General features: G+C 70.7%; 19 protein-coding genes. 10 read left to right on the forward strand and 9 right to left on the reverse strand.

The window, feature by feature from the left end; translation table 11 throughout:
* Nucleotides 1–257 precede the first annotated feature (257 nt).
* Nucleotides 258–737: a cysteine dioxygenase gene (locus tag RPX00_RS22510; RefSeq protein WP_406642179.1), complete on the forward strand. Its 480-nt coding sequence runs from the start codon at nucleotides 258–260 to the stop codon at nucleotides 735–737.
* Here RPX00_RS22510 and RPX00_RS22515 read toward each other — a convergent pair whose 3' ends face one another.
* From RPX00_RS22515 to RPX00_RS22525, 3 genes are read right to left on the reverse strand one after another with little or no spacing between them, the layout of a single operon-like run.
* Nucleotides 738–1,724 (reverse strand): asparaginase, encoded by a 987-nt coding sequence (locus tag RPX00_RS22515; protein ID WP_406642182.1) that lies wholly within the window; start codon nucleotides 1,722–1,724, stop codon nucleotides 738–740.
* A gap of 10 nt (nucleotides 1,725–1,734) precedes the next feature.
* A complete protein-coding gene (locus tag RPX00_RS22520; protein WP_406642184.1) occupies nucleotides 1,735–2,556 on the reverse strand; it encodes a class I SAM-dependent methyltransferase in 822 nt (273 codons plus the stop codon).
* A complete protein-coding gene (locus RPX00_RS22525) occupies nucleotides 2,553–2,924 on the reverse strand; it encodes a VOC family protein (RefSeq protein WP_406642186.1) in 372 nt (123 codons plus the stop codon). The genes RPX00_RS22520 and RPX00_RS22525 overlap by 4 nt, the downstream gene beginning before the upstream one ends.
* 139 nt (nucleotides 2,925–3,063) lie before the next feature.
* Between RPX00_RS22525 and RPX00_RS22530 the strand changes: the two genes are divergently transcribed.
* Together RPX00_RS22530 and RPX00_RS22535 are read left to right on the forward strand one after the other, a co-directional pair.
* Nucleotides 3,064–3,765: a response regulator transcription factor gene (locus RPX00_RS22530; protein ID WP_406643047.1), complete on the forward strand. Its 702-nt coding sequence runs from the start codon at nucleotides 3,064–3,066 to the stop codon at nucleotides 3,763–3,765.
* Nucleotides 3,762–5,213, forward strand: coding sequence for a sensor histidine kinase (locus tag RPX00_RS22535; protein ID WP_406642188.1), 1,452 nt, complete (start codon nucleotides 3,762–3,764; stop codon nucleotides 5,211–5,213). The genes RPX00_RS22530 and RPX00_RS22535 overlap by 4 nt, the downstream gene beginning before the upstream one ends.
* On the opposite strand, the gene RPX00_RS22540 is transcribed toward RPX00_RS22535, so the two are convergent.
* Nucleotides 5,185–5,859, reverse strand: a complete 675-nt coding sequence (locus RPX00_RS22540; RefSeq protein ID WP_406642190.1) for a pyridoxamine 5'-phosphate oxidase family protein — start codon at nucleotides 5,857–5,859, stop codon at nucleotides 5,185–5,187. The genes RPX00_RS22535 and RPX00_RS22540 overlap by 29 nt on opposite strands.
* A gap of 89 nt (nucleotides 5,860–5,948) precedes the next feature.
* Between RPX00_RS22540 and RPX00_RS22545 the strand changes: the two genes are divergently transcribed.
* Together RPX00_RS22545 and RPX00_RS22550 are read left to right on the forward strand one after the other, a co-directional pair.
* Nucleotides 5,949–7,319, forward strand: coding sequence for a PLP-dependent aminotransferase family protein (locus RPX00_RS22545; RefSeq protein ID WP_406642192.1), 1,371 nt, complete (start codon nucleotides 5,949–5,951; stop codon nucleotides 7,317–7,319).
* A 156-nt stretch (nucleotides 7,320–7,475) separates the two neighbouring features.
* On the forward strand, nucleotides 7,476–8,573 hold the full coding sequence (locus RPX00_RS22550) for a D-alanine--D-alanine ligase family protein (RefSeq protein WP_406642194.1): 1,098 nt from the start codon (nucleotides 7,476–7,478) through the stop codon (nucleotides 8,571–8,573).
* Nucleotides 8,574–8,582: 9 nt separating this feature from the next.
* Here the strand turns inward: RPX00_RS22550 and RPX00_RS22555 are convergent, their stop codons facing one another.
* The 3 genes from RPX00_RS22555 to RPX00_RS22565 are packed head-to-tail and all read right to left on the reverse strand — an operon-like array spanning nucleotide 8,583 to nucleotide 10,626.
* Nucleotides 8,583–8,981 (reverse strand): hypothetical protein, encoded by a 399-nt coding sequence (locus RPX00_RS22555; RefSeq protein WP_406642195.1) that lies wholly within the window; start codon nucleotides 8,979–8,981, stop codon nucleotides 8,583–8,585.
* A complete protein-coding gene (locus tag RPX00_RS22560; RefSeq protein WP_406642196.1) occupies nucleotides 8,978–9,709 on the reverse strand; it encodes an SDR family oxidoreductase in 732 nt (243 codons plus the stop codon). The genes RPX00_RS22555 and RPX00_RS22560 overlap by 4 nt, the downstream gene beginning before the upstream one ends.
* Nucleotides 9,710–9,738: 29 nt before the next feature.
* Complete coding sequence (locus RPX00_RS22565; protein ID WP_406642198.1) at nucleotides 9,739–10,626, reverse strand: RNA polymerase sigma-70 factor; 888 nt, start codon at nucleotides 10,624–10,626, stop codon at nucleotides 9,739–9,741.
* A 54-nt stretch (nucleotides 10,627–10,680) separates the two neighbouring features.
* On the opposite strand from RPX00_RS22565, the gene RPX00_RS22570 reads away from it, so the two are divergent.
* Nucleotides 10,681–12,021, forward strand: coding sequence for an MFS transporter (locus RPX00_RS22570; protein WP_406642199.1), 1,341 nt, complete (start codon nucleotides 10,681–10,683; stop codon nucleotides 12,019–12,021).
* Here the strand turns inward: RPX00_RS22570 and RPX00_RS22575 are convergent.
* Nucleotides 12,002–12,541 carry a DUF3515 domain-containing protein gene (locus tag RPX00_RS22575; RefSeq protein ID WP_406642201.1) on the reverse strand — a complete coding sequence of 180 codons (540 nt, stop codon included), beginning with the start codon at nucleotides 12,539–12,541 and terminating at the stop codon, nucleotides 12,002–12,004. The genes RPX00_RS22570 and RPX00_RS22575 overlap by 20 nt on opposite strands.
* 19 nt (nucleotides 12,542–12,560) lie before the next feature.
* The gene (locus RPX00_RS22580) at nucleotides 12,561–12,794 is read right to left on the reverse strand and encodes an Lrp/AsnC ligand binding domain-containing protein (RefSeq protein WP_009074118.1); all 234 of its coding nucleotides are present in this window, start codon (nucleotides 12,792–12,794) and stop codon (nucleotides 12,561–12,563) included.
* Nucleotides 12,795–12,940: 146 nt separating this feature from the next.
* Here RPX00_RS22580 and RPX00_RS22585 point away from each other — a divergent pair, with 146 nt between their 5' ends.
* From RPX00_RS22585 to RPX00_RS22600, 4 genes are read left to right on the forward strand one after another with little or no spacing between them, the layout of a single operon-like run.
* Nucleotides 12,941–13,900 carry a thiamine-phosphate kinase gene (locus RPX00_RS22585; protein ID WP_406642203.1) on the forward strand — a complete coding sequence of 320 codons (960 nt, stop codon included), beginning with the start codon at nucleotides 12,941–12,943 and terminating at the stop codon, nucleotides 13,898–13,900.
* Nucleotides 13,901–13,921: 21 nt separating this feature from the next.
* Nucleotides 13,922–14,404 (forward strand): GNAT family N-acetyltransferase, encoded by a 483-nt coding sequence (locus tag RPX00_RS22590; RefSeq protein WP_406642205.1) that lies wholly within the window; start codon nucleotides 13,922–13,924, stop codon nucleotides 14,402–14,404.
* Between the two features lie 13 nt (nucleotides 14,405–14,417).
* Nucleotides 14,418–14,948, forward strand: coding sequence for a gamma carbonic anhydrase family protein (locus RPX00_RS22595; protein ID WP_406642207.1), 531 nt, complete (start codon nucleotides 14,418–14,420; stop codon nucleotides 14,946–14,948).
* 31 nt (nucleotides 14,949–14,979) lie between these two features.
* A complete protein-coding gene (locus tag RPX00_RS22600) occupies nucleotides 14,980–15,657 on the forward strand; it encodes a uracil-DNA glycosylase (RefSeq protein ID WP_406642209.1) in 678 nt (225 codons plus the stop codon).
* The last annotated feature ends 32 nt before the right edge of the window (nucleotides 15,658–15,689 follow it).

Below are 15,689 nucleotides of genomic sequence, written 5' to 3' on the forward strand. Positions count from 1 at the left end.
CGGTTAGAACCGGGATTGCCACTCACGACGGGCGGTGCCGGTGTGAACCTGCGCTCACCGGGGCGGTCCAGGGGGTGAGACGGGTTGACCGGGCGGTCCGGGGCTGGTTCGCTGTTTGGCATGCTGACGTGCGAGATGACGATGCGGCCGGGGTCCGACGACCTCCGCCCCGTCATGGGCATGTCGTGTCGCTGTTGTCGGTGAACCCCGCCCCGGCCCAGTTCGACACCCCATTCTTCCCGTGAGGATTCCTTTTCATGTTCGCCGTTCCGGACAACACCCTGCTGCGTCCCGAGAACCCCGCCCTGCGCCATCCGGTCCGCGTCGCCGTCGACGTGGCCGCCGACCGGGAACGCTGGGGCAGCCTGCTGCGCTACGACCCCGACGAGCGGTTCTCCGCCCTCGTCGAACGCACTGAGGGGCAGGAGATCTGGCTGCTCAGCTGGCTTCCCGGCCAGCACACCGACCTGCACGACCACGCCTTCGCGACCGGGGCGTTCACCGTCGTGTCCGGGCGGCTGACCGAAACCGTCGCGCGGCGGGCTCCGGGCGGGCGCGCGGTGACCGAGGTGCACGGGCTGTCCGCCGGGCAGTCGCGGGTGTTCGGGCCGGGCTACGTGCACGAGGTGCGCAACGACGGCCCGGACCCGGCGATCAGCGTGCACGTCTACCGCGAGGGCGGGCGGCAGATGCGGTCGTACCAGGCGAATCCGGTGGACGGCCCGTTCCGGGTGTGATCAGCGGTCGAGGTCGCCGCGCAGCCTGAACTGCCGTTCGATCTCCTCCCGGCTCACCCCCGCCGCCAGCAGAAGCTGCAGCAGGATCCGGGATTTCCGCGGGCACAGCCATCCGGCCATCGTCGCGCCCATCCGGATGAGGCTCGCTTCGGAGCCGTGAAATCCGTACGTGCCGCGGAAAGTCGGGCCCGCGCCGGTCCGGGACGCGACGACGACCGGCACCTCGGCGGCCGCGATCACGTCCGCCGTTCCGGTCGACACGTGCCCCACGCCGTTGGCCGCGATGACCACGCCGCGCACGCCGCCCTTGAGCACCAGCGACAGCAGTTCGCCCGAATCGTCGAGCCCGGATTCCAGCAGCGGAACGAGATCGACCGTTTCGGCGCCCGGCAGCACGGGCAGGCGCGGCGGCGACGGGTGGAAGTAGTGCACCGTTCCTTCGGCGACCATGCCGAGCGGTCCGGCCGGCCGCGACGAGAACGTTTCGACGTGGCTGGAATGCGTCTTCCGCACCCACCGCGCCGCGTGCACGTCGTCGTTGAAGGCCACCAGCGCGCCCCGGCCCCGGCTGCGCGGATCGGCGGCGGCGGTGAGCGCGGCGAGGAGGTTTGCCTGTCCGTCCGGGCTGGGCAGGCTGGGATTCCGCATCGCGCCGGTGACGACGACCGGCGCGTCGGACGGCCACGTGAGGTCGAACAGATACGCCGTTTCCTCCAGCGTGTCCGTGCCCTGCACCACCACGAGACCGTCCGCGCCCGCTTCGATCTGCTCGAGGCCCCATTGCCGGGTCCGGGCGAGCGTCGCGTAGTCCATCGACGAACTCGAGATCCCGGCGAGCGTCGCCGCGGTGACCTCCATCGGCAGCCGGGAACCGAGTTCGCCCAGCAGATCCTCGGCGCTCAGCCTCGGCACGACGCCGTCTTCGATCGAACGTCCGGGAGCCATCGAGATGGTGCCGCCCAGCGCGGCGACGGCGATGCGAGTCATGTCTCGCACTCTATGCGGGGCGCTGGGCCTGCAGGGTGTAGCTCGCGGCGATCCGGCGCGAGCGGTCGCGCAGCCGCCATTCGCCGCCGCCTGCCTCTTCCATCTCGTGCGGCAGCGCGTTCCACGCCGCGGTGTCGTGCTCGGTCAGCCCGGTCAGGACCAGGCCCTGGTCGAGCAGCGCGGTGACGACCTCGCCGAGCGAATGGTTCCAGCTGTGCGTGGTCGTCGCGCGCACCGGTTCGTCCGTGTCGACGTAGGTGGTGTCGTCGCTGAACACGAGCGGCTCGTCGTGTTCGAAGTAGTCGTACTTCGGCCACGCGCGTTCGGATTCTTCGTCGAGCGTCCACAGCATCGGATGGCCTTCGCGCATGAACAGCCGTCCGCCTGGGCGCAGCAGCCGCGCGATCACCTCGGCCCACGGCGCGATCTTCGGCAGCCAGCACAGCGCGCCGACCCCGGTGTACACCAGGTCGAACGCGTTCTCGCCGAAGACTTCCACCGCGTCGTAGACGTTCGCCTCGTGGTAGTCGATGTCCGCGCCGGCGGCGTCCGCGAGCTTGCGCGCCTCGGCGAGCGACGCCGGGGAAAGGTCCAGACCAGAGATGTGCGCGCCGAGCCGGTGCAGGGACAGCGTGTCGGTGCCGATGTGGCACTGCAGATGCACGGTGCGCAGCCCGGAAACGTCGCCGAGGCGCGGCTGGTCGAACCGCACGATCTGGCTCAGGTGCGCGGGATCGGATTGGAACTTGTCGAACTCGTAGTACGCCGAGCGCGCGTGGATCGGCGCGCGGTCGTCCCAGTTGGCTCGGTTGATCTCGAACGAATCAGTCACGCCTTCTCCGCCGCGCTGCGCAGGACACAAAACTCGTTGCCTTCCGGGTCTTGCAGGACGGCCCAGCCGCTGCCGTCCTCGCGGCGATGGTCGGAATGCAGCGTCGCGCCCAGCTTGAGCAACCGGTCCACCTCCTCTTCCCGGGGCACGTCCGGCGTCAGGCACAGGTGCAGCCGGTTCTTGACCGTCTTGGGTTCCGGGACGGCGATGAACAGCAGCGTGACGCCGGAGTCGAGCGTGATGCCGATCTCCGGGTCGCCCTGTTTGTCGTCCTCGCCGACCGAGCGGCCGGTCACCTGGGTCCAGAACTGGGCGAGCTGCCACGGATCGGCGCAGTCGACGGTGATGTTGTCCACGACGGAAGTCATCGGGCTCCTTGTGCTCGGGGCGGATTCCGGTCCGGAGTCTGCCCGGAATGCCCGAAGCGCGCGACAGGTTTCCTGTCGAGTGGCTGTCAGCTCGGGGTTCGGCTCGCGCGCCCGCGCGGACGTCGCGGAGGATGGCGGGGTGGAGAACCCGAACCCGGTGCGGCTGCTGGTCGTGGACGACGAGCCGCACATCGCCGACCTGGTCGCGACCGTCGCCCGCTACGAGGGCTGGCAGGCCGTGACGGCCGGATGCGGCGCGGACGCGCTCGCGCGGGCCGCGGAGTTCTCTCCCGACATCGTCGTGCTCGACCTGATGCTGCCCGATTTCGACGGCTTCACCGTGCTCGACAAGCTGCGCGAGAAGCACGACGCGGTGCCGGTGGTCTTCCTGACCGCGAAGGACGCGACCGCCGACCGTATCGCCGGGCTCACCCGCGGGGGTGACGATTACCTGGTGAAGCCGTTCTCCGTCGAGGAGTTGATGGCCCGGCTGCGCGCGGTGCTGCGCCGGACGTCCGAGAAACCGGACGCGCGCCCGGCGGTGCTGGAGGTGGGCGACCTCACGCTGGACGAGGAGACGCACGAGGTCCGGCGCGGCGGACGGCTCGCCGAGCTGACGCCGACCGAGTACGAGCTGCTGCGCTACCTGATGCGGCGCTCGCCGGCGGTGCTGACGAAGGCGCAGATCCTCGACCACGTGTGGGAGTACGACTTCGGCGGCCGGTCCAATGTGGTCGAACTCGCGGTCTCGCGGCTGCGGCGCAAGCTCGACACCGGGGCCGAACCGCTGATCCACACCGTGCGCGGCGTCGGGTATTCCGTGCGGCAGGCGGGCCGGTGAGCCGGATCGGGCGCTGGGCTCGCCGGTGGTACCGGGCTTGGCGCGCCTCGCGGCTGGGCACGCGGCTGGCGTTCGGGCTGGGCGCGCTGGCGCTGGTGGTGTTCGCGATCGTCGGCGCGCTGACCGTCGAGCTGATGCACGACTACCTCAACCGGCGGCTCGACGAGCAGCTCAAGACCAGCCAGGTCGCGCAGGTGCCGCATCTGCGCGAGTCGAAGGACAATCCGGAAGTCGTCTATTCCTGGTATTCAGCGGTGTTCGACGTCCGGGAGGGGCGCGCGGTCCCGCAGCCGGGTAGCACGTTGCCTGACGACGTGCGGCCGCTGGCGCGGATCGCCGAGGAGGCGACCAGCGGCGACCTTTTCCGCACGATCGCCTTGCCCGGTCAAGGTTCTTACCGCGTCCGGGCGTGCCCGGTGGAGACCTCGCACAACGGAACCGGCACCGTGCTGCTGAGCGCCGCTCCGCAATCCGACCTCGACAACACCGTGCAGCAGCTGATGTTGATCGAAGTGATCGCGTTCCTGATCGCGTTGGCGATTCTCGTCGTCGCGGGCCGGGTGGTGCTGCGGCGCGGGCTGCGGCCGTTGTCGGACATGGCTGGCACCGCGCACGACATCGCTTCACACGACCTCACTGCCACTGCGGATTTGCCGGTGCGCGCGTCCGGCACCGGCGGCGGTGCGGAGGTCGAGGAGTTGCGGACGGCGTTCAACCTGATGTTGACCCACATCGAGTCTTCGCTGGCCGCGCGCACTGAGGCGAACGATCGGCTGCGCCGGTTTGTCGCTGACGCTTCGCACGAACTGCGCACGCCGTTGACGTCGATTCGCGGCTACGCCGATCTTTTCCGTTACGCCGCCGCGAATGAGCCGGAGGAACGCGAGGCGCACCTGGAGAAGATCCGGGCCGAGACCGCGCGAATGAGCGTGCTGGTGGACGATCTGCTGCTGCTCGCCCGGCTCGACGCACGCGATGTCGAACCGCCGGTGCGTCCGCAGCGCATGGATCTCACCGAGATCGCCGCGGCTGCCGCGGACGCGTTCCGGGCCGGTCGTCCGGGACATCCGCTGACGGTGTCGAGTCCGGAGGAACCCGTGCTGCTGCTCGCGGATCCGGCACGGCTGCGCCAAGTTCTGGACAACCTGCTCGCGAACGCCGCGGTGCATACCGCGGAAGGAACCCCGGTCGAGCTGGCGGTGACCGCGGCGGACGGAATGGCGGTCGTCGCCGTCACCGATGCCGGGCCAGGGATTTCCGCGGAGGACCAGCAACGGATTTTCGACCGGTTCTATCGCGTCGACAACTCCCGGACCCGGGCCGCTGGCGGCACCGGGCTGGGGCTGTCGGTGGTGCACTCGCTGGTGGTGGAACACGGCGGAACGGTCTCGCTGGAGAGCCGCCCCGGCCGGACGGTGTTCACCGTGCGGTTGCCGCTGTCTTCGTGACGCGTGCCGCGACGTGCTCCGGCACCGTCCAGCCTGCGGGCAGATCGGCGGACGGTTCTGGTTCGCCGAACACCGTGCGCACCGGCAGCACTCCGGCCCAGGCGGCGTTCGCGGTGACGTCTTCGGGCTCGTCGTCCGGTCCTTCGGCGCGGAGTTTCACCGACGCTTCGGCCAGATCGAGTGCGATGACCGAAACGGCGGCGAACTCCTTCTTGTTCACCGGGCGGGCGTGCTCCCACGAGCCGGGGGAGAGGTGGTCGGTGAGCACGTGCAGGCCGCGCATCTTCTCGTCCGGGTCGGTCACCAGCCGGGCCCGGCCGAGGATGACCGCGCTGCGGTAGTTGACCGAGTGGTTGTTCACTGAGCGGCAATAGACGATCCCGTCGAGCAGGGTCACCGTCACGCAGACGTCGGTTTCCCCGGCAGCGGCTCGCAGACTGGCCGCGCCCGTGGAACCATGCAAGTACAGGGTGTCGCCGTCGCGGCCGTATCCGGTGGGCAGCACCAGCGGGACGCCGTCGCGGACCACACCGAGGTGGCAGATCAGCGCCTCGTCGAGCACGGCGTGCAGCGCCGCGCGCTCGCTGGCGCCGCGGTGGCGTTTGCGGCCGAGCGTGGTGCGTTCGGTGGGCGAAAGGCTGCTCATGCGTTCAGTGTGCGGCGGGCAAGTGGATATGTTGAATGTCCACTTCTTCTACACTTGAGAAGTCCACTTCGCGATAACGGAGGTCCGCCGTGTCCTACGCCGACACTGCCCTGCCGGTGAGTCTCGACCGCGAAGCGGCCACTCCGCTGGCTGTGCAACTGGCCGACGCGCTCCGCGAAGCCGCCGCCGGCGGACACCTCCGCGGCGGCGACCGGTTGCCGTCCACTCGCGCGCTGGCCGAACGGCTCGGCGTCTCGCGGACGGTCACTTCCGCCGCGTACGAGCAACTCCACGCGGAGGGCTGGATCGCCGGACGGCACGGTTCCGGCACCTACGTGACCACCCCGCCGACCCGCGCCGCCGCCTCGGTCTCGACACCCGGCTCGCTCCTCGCCGAGCCGGAATCCGGGCCGATGCTCGACCTCGCGCCGGGCACCCCGTGGGCCGGCGGGCTCGACCGCGCGGCCTGGCGGCGAGCGTGGCGCGCCGCCGCCGACCCCGAACCGCTCACGCGCGCGCATCGCGCCGGGCTGCCCGAATACCGCGCGACTGTGTCAGAACACCTGTTGCGCCACCGTGGTCTGGCCGCTGGCTCAGTGCTGGCGACCGGCGGTACCACTGCGGCGGTTGTGGAACTCGCCGCCGCGGTGTTGCGCCGAGGCGCGGTCGTTGCCTTCGAGGAACCGGGCTATCAGCGTGCGGTGCAAGCGTTTCGGCAGGCCGGGCTCACCGTCGTCGGCGTGCCGGTGGACGAGGAAGGCCTGCGCCCGGACGCGATTCCCGCCGGTGCGCGCGCGGTTTACTGCTCGCCCGCGCACCAGTACCCGATGGGCAGCCGGATGAGCGCGGCCCGGCGGGTGCAGCTCGTGGAACGCGCCCGGGCGGAAGGCATGCTGGTCATCGAGGACGACTACGACGGCGAGCTGCGCTTCGACGTCGCCCCGCTGCCGATGCTGGCCGCGCTCGCCCCGGATGTCGTCGTGCACCTCGGGACCACCAGCAAAATCCTCACCCCGACACTCGGCGCGGGCTGGCTCGTCGCCCCCGCCGCGGTCGCGGATTCCGTGCTGGCGTACCGGGATCTCACCGGAACCCGCCCGTCGCCGGCGGGCCAGCGGGTGCTCGTCGAACTGGCGAGGACCGGCGATCTGGGCCGCCACCTGCGAAAGCTGCGCCGGGAAATGGCCGAACGCCGGACGGTGCTGGTCGGCGCGCTGAGGACGGCCGGAATCCCGTTCGTCGGCGACGACGCCGGGGCGCACCTGGTGGTTCCCGTGGGGAGCGCCGAGGCGGAGGCGCGGCTGATCGCCGAAGCGGAACGGCATTCGATCCGCCTCGACGGGCTGGCGCGGCATTTCGCCGGGACGCCGACGGTGCACGGCATCGCGCTGGGGTACGCGGGGTGCTCGCGGGAGGCGTTGATGGCGGCGGTGCCGACGCTGGTCGATCTGCTCCGCTGATCCCTGCTGCCTGGGCGGCCACCCCGCTGCGGTCTTGGCCGAACCGGGCGGCGGGTGGCGGGGTGCTCCGCTGACCCGCTGGCGCCTGGGCCGTCACCAGGGCGGACACCCCCGGCGCGCGTCGCCGGACAGGCTCACCCGGTACGGTGACCGGCTATGAGTGCTGAAAAGATCCGGGTCGCGGTCGTGTTCGGCGGGCGCAGCAGCGAGCACACCATCTCGTGCCTGTCCGCGGGCAGTGTGATCTCGAACCTGGATCCGGATCGCTTCGAGGTGCTCCCGGTCGGCGTCACGCCGAGCGGCGGCTGGGTGCTCGGCACCGGCGACCCGAAGCAGCTCAGCATCCAGGGCCGCGAGCTGCCGTCGGTCGAGTCCGGCCGCGCGCTCGTGCTTGCCGGCGATCCGACGAGCCGCGAGCTGCGCACCGTCGACCCCGGCCAGGCCACCGAGGTGCTCGGCACCGTCGACGTCGTCTTCCCGGTGTTGCACGGCGCCTTCGGCGAGGACGGCACCATCCAGGGGCTGCTCGAACTCGCCGACATCCCCTACGTCGGTCCCGGCGTGTTCGCCAGCGCGGCGGCGATGGACAAGGAGTATGCGAAGAAGCTGCTCGCCGCGGAAGGGCTGCCGGTCGGCACTTACGCCGCGCTGCGCCGCGGACAGTCCACTTTGTCCGAACAGGACCGCGAACGCCTTGGCCTGCCGGTGTTCGTGAAGCCCTCGCGCGCCGGTTCCTCGGTCGGCATTTCCCGGGTCGCGGATTGGTCCGATGTGGACGCCGCGATCGAGCTGGCCCGGCGCACCGACCCGAAGGTGCTCGTGGAGGCCGCGGTGCGCGGGCGCGAGGTCGAATGCGGCGTGCTGGAGTTCCCGGACGGCCGCGTCGAGGCTTCGCTGCCGGCGGAGATCCGGGTGCTCGCCGAGGGCGAGGACGCCTGGTACGACTTCGAAACCAAGTACCTCGGCGAGGACGCCGAGCTGGACATCCCGGCCAAACTGGACGACGCGCTCTCCGACCGGCTGCGCGCGATGGCGGTCGAGGCGTTCCGCGCGCTCGACTGCCAGGGCCTCGCCCGCGTCGACTTCTTCGTCACCGAGGCGGGCGACCTGGTGATCAACGAGGTCAACACGATGCCCGGTTTCACCACGAAGTCCGCCTACCCGAAGATGTGGGAGGTGACCGGGGTGGACTACCCGACGCTGCTGTCCACCCTGATCGACACCGCGCTCGCCCGGGGCACCGGCCTGCGCTGACCGGCGGGATCACGCCTTTTCGAGCCTTCCGGTCAGCGGAAGCAGCACCAGCGGGAGCACGACGGCCGCGGCGAGCCCGGTCAGCAACGGCACGCGTTCGCCGGGCGTGAGATGGTGCAGCAGCTGGATGTGGATCATCAGATGCGGCGCGGCGAACGTCAGGTACACCGCGAGCGCGGTGCGCGCCAAGATCCGCCGGGTGACGAAAAAGCTCACGCCCAGCACCACTGAAGTGGCCAGGCTCATCGCGCCGTAGTCCAGCATCAGATGCGCGTTGTAGGGCATGCGCATGCCCACCCAGGGGATGTCGAAGAACGAGCGCGGGGACCACAACGCCCAGTTCCCCACGGCGAACTGCGTCACGGCAAGAAAGGCCAGGCCCGCGCGCAGCCAGGCACGGGCGCTCATGCGGCGAGGAACTGGTCGAAGGTGATCCGGCCGTCCGCGTGCTCCGGGGTCAGATGTCCCCCTTCGCGGTAGCCGCGGAGGCCGGGCATCGGCAGCGACACCACCGGGCGGCGGCCTCCGCGCGAGCGAAGGTAAGCGCGGGCCAGGTCGGCGGCGGGGCGCACCTCGGGCCCGCCCAGGTCGGGCACCCGCCCGGACGGCGGCGCATCGGCCAGCATGGCCAGGCGAGCGGCCACTTCGCCGGTGTCGACGGTCTGGAAGCTGACCCCGCGAGGCATCACGACCACCGGCAGCCACCGCTGGACCGCGCACATCCAGGCGACGAGTTCGTGGAACTGGGTCGTCCGCTGGATCGTCCACGGCAGACCAGAGCGTTCCACGAGCCGTTCGCAGGCCAGTTTCGCGCGGTAGTAAGGCAATGCCACCCGGTCGACGCCGACGATGGACACGTACAGCAGATGCGGCCGCCCGGCTCGCGCCGCCGCTTGGACGAGGTTGCGGGTGCCGTCGACGTCCGAGCGGCCGTTTCCGGTCGCGCAGTGGACGATCACCTCTACGCCTGCGACCGCGGCGTCGAGGCCTTCGCCGGTGAGCAGGTCACCGTGGCAGGTTTGCGGCGAGGGCTTCCGGCTCAGCACGCGGACGGCGTGACCGTCCGCCGCCAGACGGGGCACGAGTACGCGGCCGAGGCGGCCGGTGCCGCCGGTCACCAGGATCTGGGTTGTCATGGGTGAATTTCTCCGGGAGAGAGTCACCCTTAAGAACCGGACAGGCCTCCCGAACGTGACAAGGACCGGAGTTTGTCCGGGTTGGCGACGATGCGGATCCCGGTGATCCGGCTGTCCGACGTCTCCGGCACCAGCACACCCGCCAGCGTCTCGCCCATATAGGCCAGCAGCCCCAGCGAGCCGTTCACTTCCGCGGCCGACAACGTCGTCTCCGGACCGGCGAGGCGGAACGTGCCCGCGAAGTATCGCGCCACCTTGGCGATGCCGGAGACGGGCCGCCGGGCCGCGCCGACCTTGCCGCCGCCGTCCACCCACACGGTCACGTCCTCGGCCAGCACTTTCTCGAGCGTCGGCAGGTCACCCTGTTCCGCCGCGGCCAGGAAGCTCTCCACCAGGTCGCGGCGAGGGGACGTCCGGCGATCGGAGCCGTCGCGGGCCTCAGCCAGGTGCTTGCGGGCGCGGGCGTACAGCTGCCGGGAATTCGCCTCGGAGGAGCCGATGACCTCGGCCGTTTCCCGGTGGCTGTAGCCGAAGGCTTCGCGCAGGACGAACACCGCGCGCTCCACCGGGTTGAGGCTTTCCAGCAGTACCAGGAAGGCCAGCGAGACGATCTCCCGCTGCTCGGCACGGTCCAGCGGACCCAGCGCGCCGTCCGCGGTCAGGACGGGCTCCGGCAGCCAGAAGCCGGTGTAGCTCTCGCGGCGCGCACGTGCCGACGTCAACCTGTTCACGCACAGGTTGGTGGCGACTTTGGCCAGCCATGCCCACGGCGACGCGACCGGACCGGCCCGATGCCAGCGCAGGAAGGTGTCCTGGACGACGTCTTCGGCCTCCTCGGCGGAACCCAGCATCCGATACGCCAGCCCGAACAGTTTCGAGCGGTGCCGCTCGAACTCCTCAACCGCGTCAGCTGTCACGTGGTGACCTTACGATGATCCCCGAACATCCCCAGCCCGTAAGGAAGACAGCGCGTGCAGATCGCATCCCGGCTCGACCGGCTCCCGGTCACCCGGCGGCACCGGTACTTCGTGGCAGTGGTCGGCATCGCCACCTTCTTCGACCTCTACGACCTGTTCCTCGCCGCGACCATCAGCACCGTCCTCACCAAGGAGTTCGGCGTCACCCCGACGACGCTGAAGTACGTCCTGGCGTCGGCATTCGTCGGCGCGTTCGTGGGCGCGGTGTTCCTCGGCCGGCTCGCCGACCGCCTCGGCAGACGGCGCGCGTTCCTGCTCACCCTGGGCCTGTACTCGGTGTTCACGCTGCTCGGCGCGTTCAGCACCGACGTGTGGATGCTGGTGATCTGCCGCTTCATCGCCGGGATCGGCATCGGCGCGGAACTCCCGGTCGCCGACGCCTACCTCGCCGACCTGCTGCCCGCCCGCTCCCGCGGCCGCGCGACGGCCTGGGCTTACACGATCGGCTTCTGCGGCGTCCCGGCCGCCGGGTTCCTGGCCCGCGCGCTCGTCGGGCACGCACCGCTCGGCATCGACGGCTGGCGCTGGCTGTTCGTGATCGGCGCTCTGGGTGCGGCGATCGTGTGGGCACTGCGGTTCACGCTGCCGGAATCGCCGCGTTGGCTTGCCGCACAAGGCAGAACCGGCGAAGCGGACGAGATCGTGCGCAAGCTCGAAGCGAGCGCGCCGCAACCGTTGCCCGAACCGGAGCCGGAACCGCCCGCGCCCGAACCGGTGCGTGCGTCGGCTTTGCTGCGCCCGCCGTGGTTCCGCCGCACGGCGATGCTGTACGTGTTTCAGCTGCTGCAGGCGTTCGGCTACTACGGTTTCGGCTCGCTGGTGCCGATTGTGCTGGCGGCCAAGGGTTTCGGCCTCGTCAGCTCGCTGACCTTCAGCGCGCTCACCTTCCTCGGCTATCCGATCGGCTCCGCGCTGTCCATCCCGATCATCGAACGGCTGGAACGCAAGTGGCTGATCGTCGCGAGCGCGGCGGCGATGGCGGCGTTCGGCCTTGCCTTCGGCTACGCCACGTCCGGCGCGCTGATCGCGGTGTTCGGCTTCTGCTACACCGCCGCGAGCAACGTGTTCTCCAACGCCTTCCACACCTATCAGGGCGAGCTGTTCCCGACGTCGCTGCGCGGCACCGCGGCCGGTTCGGCTTACGCGCTCTCCCGGCTTGCGACGGCTGCGATGCCGTTCGTGCTGCTGCCGATCCTGCACGCGGCGGGCGCGACGACGATGTTCGCGGTGGTGGCGGGCGCGATGGTGCTGCTGATGATCGACGTGGCGGTGCTCGGCCCGCGCACCACCGGCGAATCGCTGGAGAAGATCGCGGCTAGAACGTCAGGGGTTTGACCGGCAGCTTGGCCGCGATCGCGTCCGAAATGGTCTGCAGCGGACCCGTTCCCGCGCTCTTCGGCACAGTCAGCGCCAGGTAGACCGGCCGGTCGACCGCGTACCAGGTGGCCGAGTCGCCCTGCTCGACCTGCAGCCACTGCACCTTGTTGACCACGCGCAGCGGCGAGGTGCGGGTGAGGTCCGGCGGGCGTTCCAGCCCGCAGCGCAGCACGACCGGATCCGGTTCGCCCCAGGCGATGGTCGCCTTCGGCGCGGGCTCGGCGAGCGTGCGCGGCGACAGCTCCTTGCCGTTCGACGTCAGCGTGGACGGGACGCCGGCGATCAGGTTCGCGCAGTCGGCCGACCCGGCCTGCGGCGCGGGAACGGAAACGAGCGCGAGGGGCTGGTTCGGGGCGGCGGTCTCGGAGGAGCTTTTCGTCAGCGCGACGACGGCGACCGCGACCGCCAGCGCGGCCACGAGCAACGACGCGGTGACGAGGACGACCTTCGGCGGGGCCCCGGTCTCGGTGTCTGCCACCGCCTCAGTGGACCACGGCTCAGAGATGGACGACCGGGCAGGTCAGCGTGCGCGTGATCCCTTCCACGTTCTGCACGCGGGCGACGACGAGCTGGCCGAGCTGGTCCACAGTGTCCGCGGCGGCGCGCACGATCACGTCGTACGGGCCGGTGACGTCCTCGGAGCTGGTCACGCCCGGGACCCCGGCGATCTCCGCAGCCACCGCGGCCGCCTTGCCGACCTCGGTCTGGATGAGGATGTATGCGTGGACCACGGCGTGCCCTTTCGTCGGTGGCGGTCGAGTCGAGGTAGGAACGGTGTTGACGGTGTAGGAAACGTAGCGCCAGCCCTGGGAAAAACCTAGGGGATCCGATTGTCGGTGGCCGATCCGACACAGGCGAGGGAAACAGGAGGTGACCGGTGTCACCGGACGAGCACTCGGTGGCCGGGACGGGCGAATTCGGCCTGATCCGGCGGGTCACCGAAGGACGCGCGCAGCCCGCGTCGACATTGCTGGGCCCCGGCGACGACGCGGCGGTTCTCGCCGCGCCGGACGGCCGCGTGGTCGTGACGACCGACGTGCTGGTCCACGGCGTGCATTTCCGGCTCGACTGGTCGAGCCCGGAACAGGTCGGCCGCAAGGCGGTCGCGGTGAATCTGTCCGACGTCGCCGCCATGGGCGCGAAACCGACGTCGGTGGTCGTCGGGCTCGCGTGCCCGGCGGACACCCCGGCGCAGGTCGTGACCGAGATCATGGACGGCATGTGGGCCGAGGCCCGCCAGGTCGGCATCGGAGTGTCCGGCGGCGATCTCGTGAGCGCGGACCAGCTCGTGATCAGCGTCACCGCATTGGGCGACCTCGAAGACCGCGAACCGGTGACCCGCGCGGGCGCGCGTCCCGGCGACGTGCTCGCGGTGTGCGGACGGCTCGGCTGGGCGGCGGCGGGGCTCGCCGTGCTGCGTCGCGGATTCCGGTCCCCGGTCGGCGTGGTGAACGCGCAACGCTGCCCGGAACCGCCGTACGCGGCCGGTCCGCAGGCCGCGCTCGCCGGCGCGACGGCGATGATGGACGTGTCCGACGGCCTGCTCGCTGACCTCGCGCACCTGGCCGCCGCGTCCGAGGTCGGGCTCGACGTGCAGACCGCGCTGCTGGAGGTTTCGACGCGGCTGAAGGAAGTCGGCAGCGCACTGGGCGCGGACCCGCTGCAGTGGGTGCTGACCGGCGGCGAGGACCACGCGCTGGTCGCGACGTTCCCGCCGTTCGACGACCTGCCCGAGGGCTGGCGCAAGATCGGCGTGGTCACCATGCCCGGCTCCGGGGTCACTGTGGACGGCGCGGAGTACGACCAGCAGGGCGGCTGGGAGCACTGGCAGCAGTGATCCTTCATTAGGCTGAGCGCCGTGGACATCCGTGCGGTCGCCTTCGACCATCCCGACGCCGCCAAGCTGATGGCCGAGGTGCAGCTGGAGTACGTGCGCCGCTACGGCTCCGAGGACGAGACCCCGATGGACCCCGCGGAGTTCGCGCCGCCCCGGGGCCTGTTTCTGGTCGGGTACCTGGACGACGTGCCGGTGGCGTCCGGCGCGTGGCGCGCGCACGACGGTCCCGAGCCGACGTTCCGGCCCGGCGACGTCGAGCTGAAACGGATGTACGTGGCCGAATCCGCGCGGGGCCGCGGTTTCGGCCGCGCGATGCTCGCCGAACTGGAACGCACCGCGGCCGCCGCCGGACGGCGCCGGGTCGTGCTGGAGACGGGCACCGAACAGCCGGAGGCGATCGCCCTCTACCGTTCGACGGGTTACGTCGAGATCCCGGCCTTCGGCTATTACGGCGATCTGCCCGAAAGCCGCTATTACGGCAAGGATCTTTCGCACGACTACTGACCCGGAGGCGGCTTTGGCCATCTACGCGCTCGGCGACCTGGTCCCGACGATCCACCCGGACGCCTACGTCCATCCCGACGCCACCGTGATCGGCGACGTCCGGATCGGCGCGCGCGCCTCGGTCTGGCCGCAGACGGTGCTGCGCGGCGACCACGGGTACATCGAGATCGGCGAACGCTCGAACGTGCAGGACGGCTGCGTCGTCCACTGCACCGCGCGGCATCCGACGATCGTGGGCCCGTCGTCGGCGGTCGGGCACGCGGTGCACGTCGAGGGCGCGACGATCGGCACCGGCTGCCTGATCGCGTCGGGTTCGGTGGTGCTGAACGGAAGCGTGATCGAGGACGGCGGGATGGTCGGCGCGGGCGCGGTGCTGTCGTACGAATCGACGGTCCGCACCGGCGAGATCGCGCTGGGCGTTCCGGCGAAAACGCGGCCGAACAAGTCGTTTTCGGGGGATCAGATCGCCGCGGTGGTGGATTCCTACGTCCGGCGCGGGGCCCGGTTCCGGGCCGAGTTGCGCAGGCTGGACCCGCCACAGTGACCCCGGGCACGTGGCGCTAGGCTCGCGGGCCGTGACTGGACGACCGCTGGACGAAATCGTCGAAGCCGGCTGGGCGAAAGCCCTGCAACCAGTGGCCCCGCAGGTAGCCGCGATGGGGGAGTTCCTCCGCGCCGAGATCGCCGCGGGCCGCACCTATCTTCCCGCGGGCGAGCACGTGCTGCGCGCGTTCAAGCAGCCGTTCGACGACGTCCGCGTGCTGATCGTCGGGCAGGACCCGTACCCGACCCCCGGGCACGCGGTCGGCCTGAGCTTCTCGGTGGCCCCGGACGTGCGGCCGATCCCGAAGAGCCTGATCAACATCTACCAGGAGTACTGCGAGGACCTCGGCCATCCGACGCCCTCCAACGGCGACCTGACCCCGTGGGCGGAGCAGGGCGTGCTGCTGCTGAACCGGTCGCTCACCGTGCAGCCGCACAAGTCCAACTCGCACCAGGGCAAGGGCTGGGAACAGGTCACCGAGCAGGCGATCAAGGCACTGGCCGCGCGCGGCGGCCCGCTGGTGGCCATCCTGTGGGGCCGCAACGCGCGCAACCTGAAGCCGATGCTCGGCGACGTGCCGTGCATCGAATCGGCGCACCCGAGCCCGCTCTCGGCGCGCAACGGCTTCTTCGGTTCGCGTCCGTTCAGCCGGGCGAACCAGCTCCTGGTCCAGCAGGGCGCGGAACCGCTCGACTGGAAACTTCCCTGACCCGGCGTGTCCAGTTCCGGCGGCCGGTGCCG

Origin of the sequence: Amycolatopsis sp. WGS_07 (assembly GCF_045278895.1) — a bacterium.
Classification (GTDB): Bacteria; Actinomycetota; Actinomycetes; order Mycobacteriales; family Pseudonocardiaceae; genus Amycolatopsis.

Bases quoted from the DNA above. Each gene is read 5' to 3' on its own strand.
- RPX00_RS22510 (WP_406642179.1), top strand. From the start codon at position 258: ATGTTCGCCGTTCCGGACAACACCCTGCTGCGTCCCGAGAACCCCGCC.
- RPX00_RS22515 (WP_406642182.1), bottom strand. From the start codon at position 1,724: ATGACTCGCATCGCCGTCGCCGCGCTGGGCGGCACCATCTCGATGGCT.
- RPX00_RS22525 (WP_406642186.1), bottom strand. From the start codon at position 2,924: ATGACTTCCGTCGTGGACAACATCACCGTCGACTGCGCCGATCCGTGG.
- RPX00_RS22540 (WP_406642190.1), bottom strand. From the start codon at position 5,859: ATGAGCAGCCTTTCGCCCACCGAACGCACCACGCTCGGCCGCAAACGC.
- RPX00_RS22550 (WP_406642194.1), top strand. From the start codon at position 7,476: ATGAGTGCTGAAAAGATCCGGGTCGCGGTCGTGTTCGGCGGGCGCAGC.
- RPX00_RS22555 (WP_406642195.1), bottom strand. From the start codon at position 8,981: ATGAGCGCCCGTGCCTGGCTGCGCGCGGGCCTGGCCTTTCTTGCCGTG.
- RPX00_RS22560 (WP_406642196.1), bottom strand. From the start codon at position 9,709: ATGACAACCCAGATCCTGGTGACCGGCGGCACCGGCCGCCTCGGCCGC.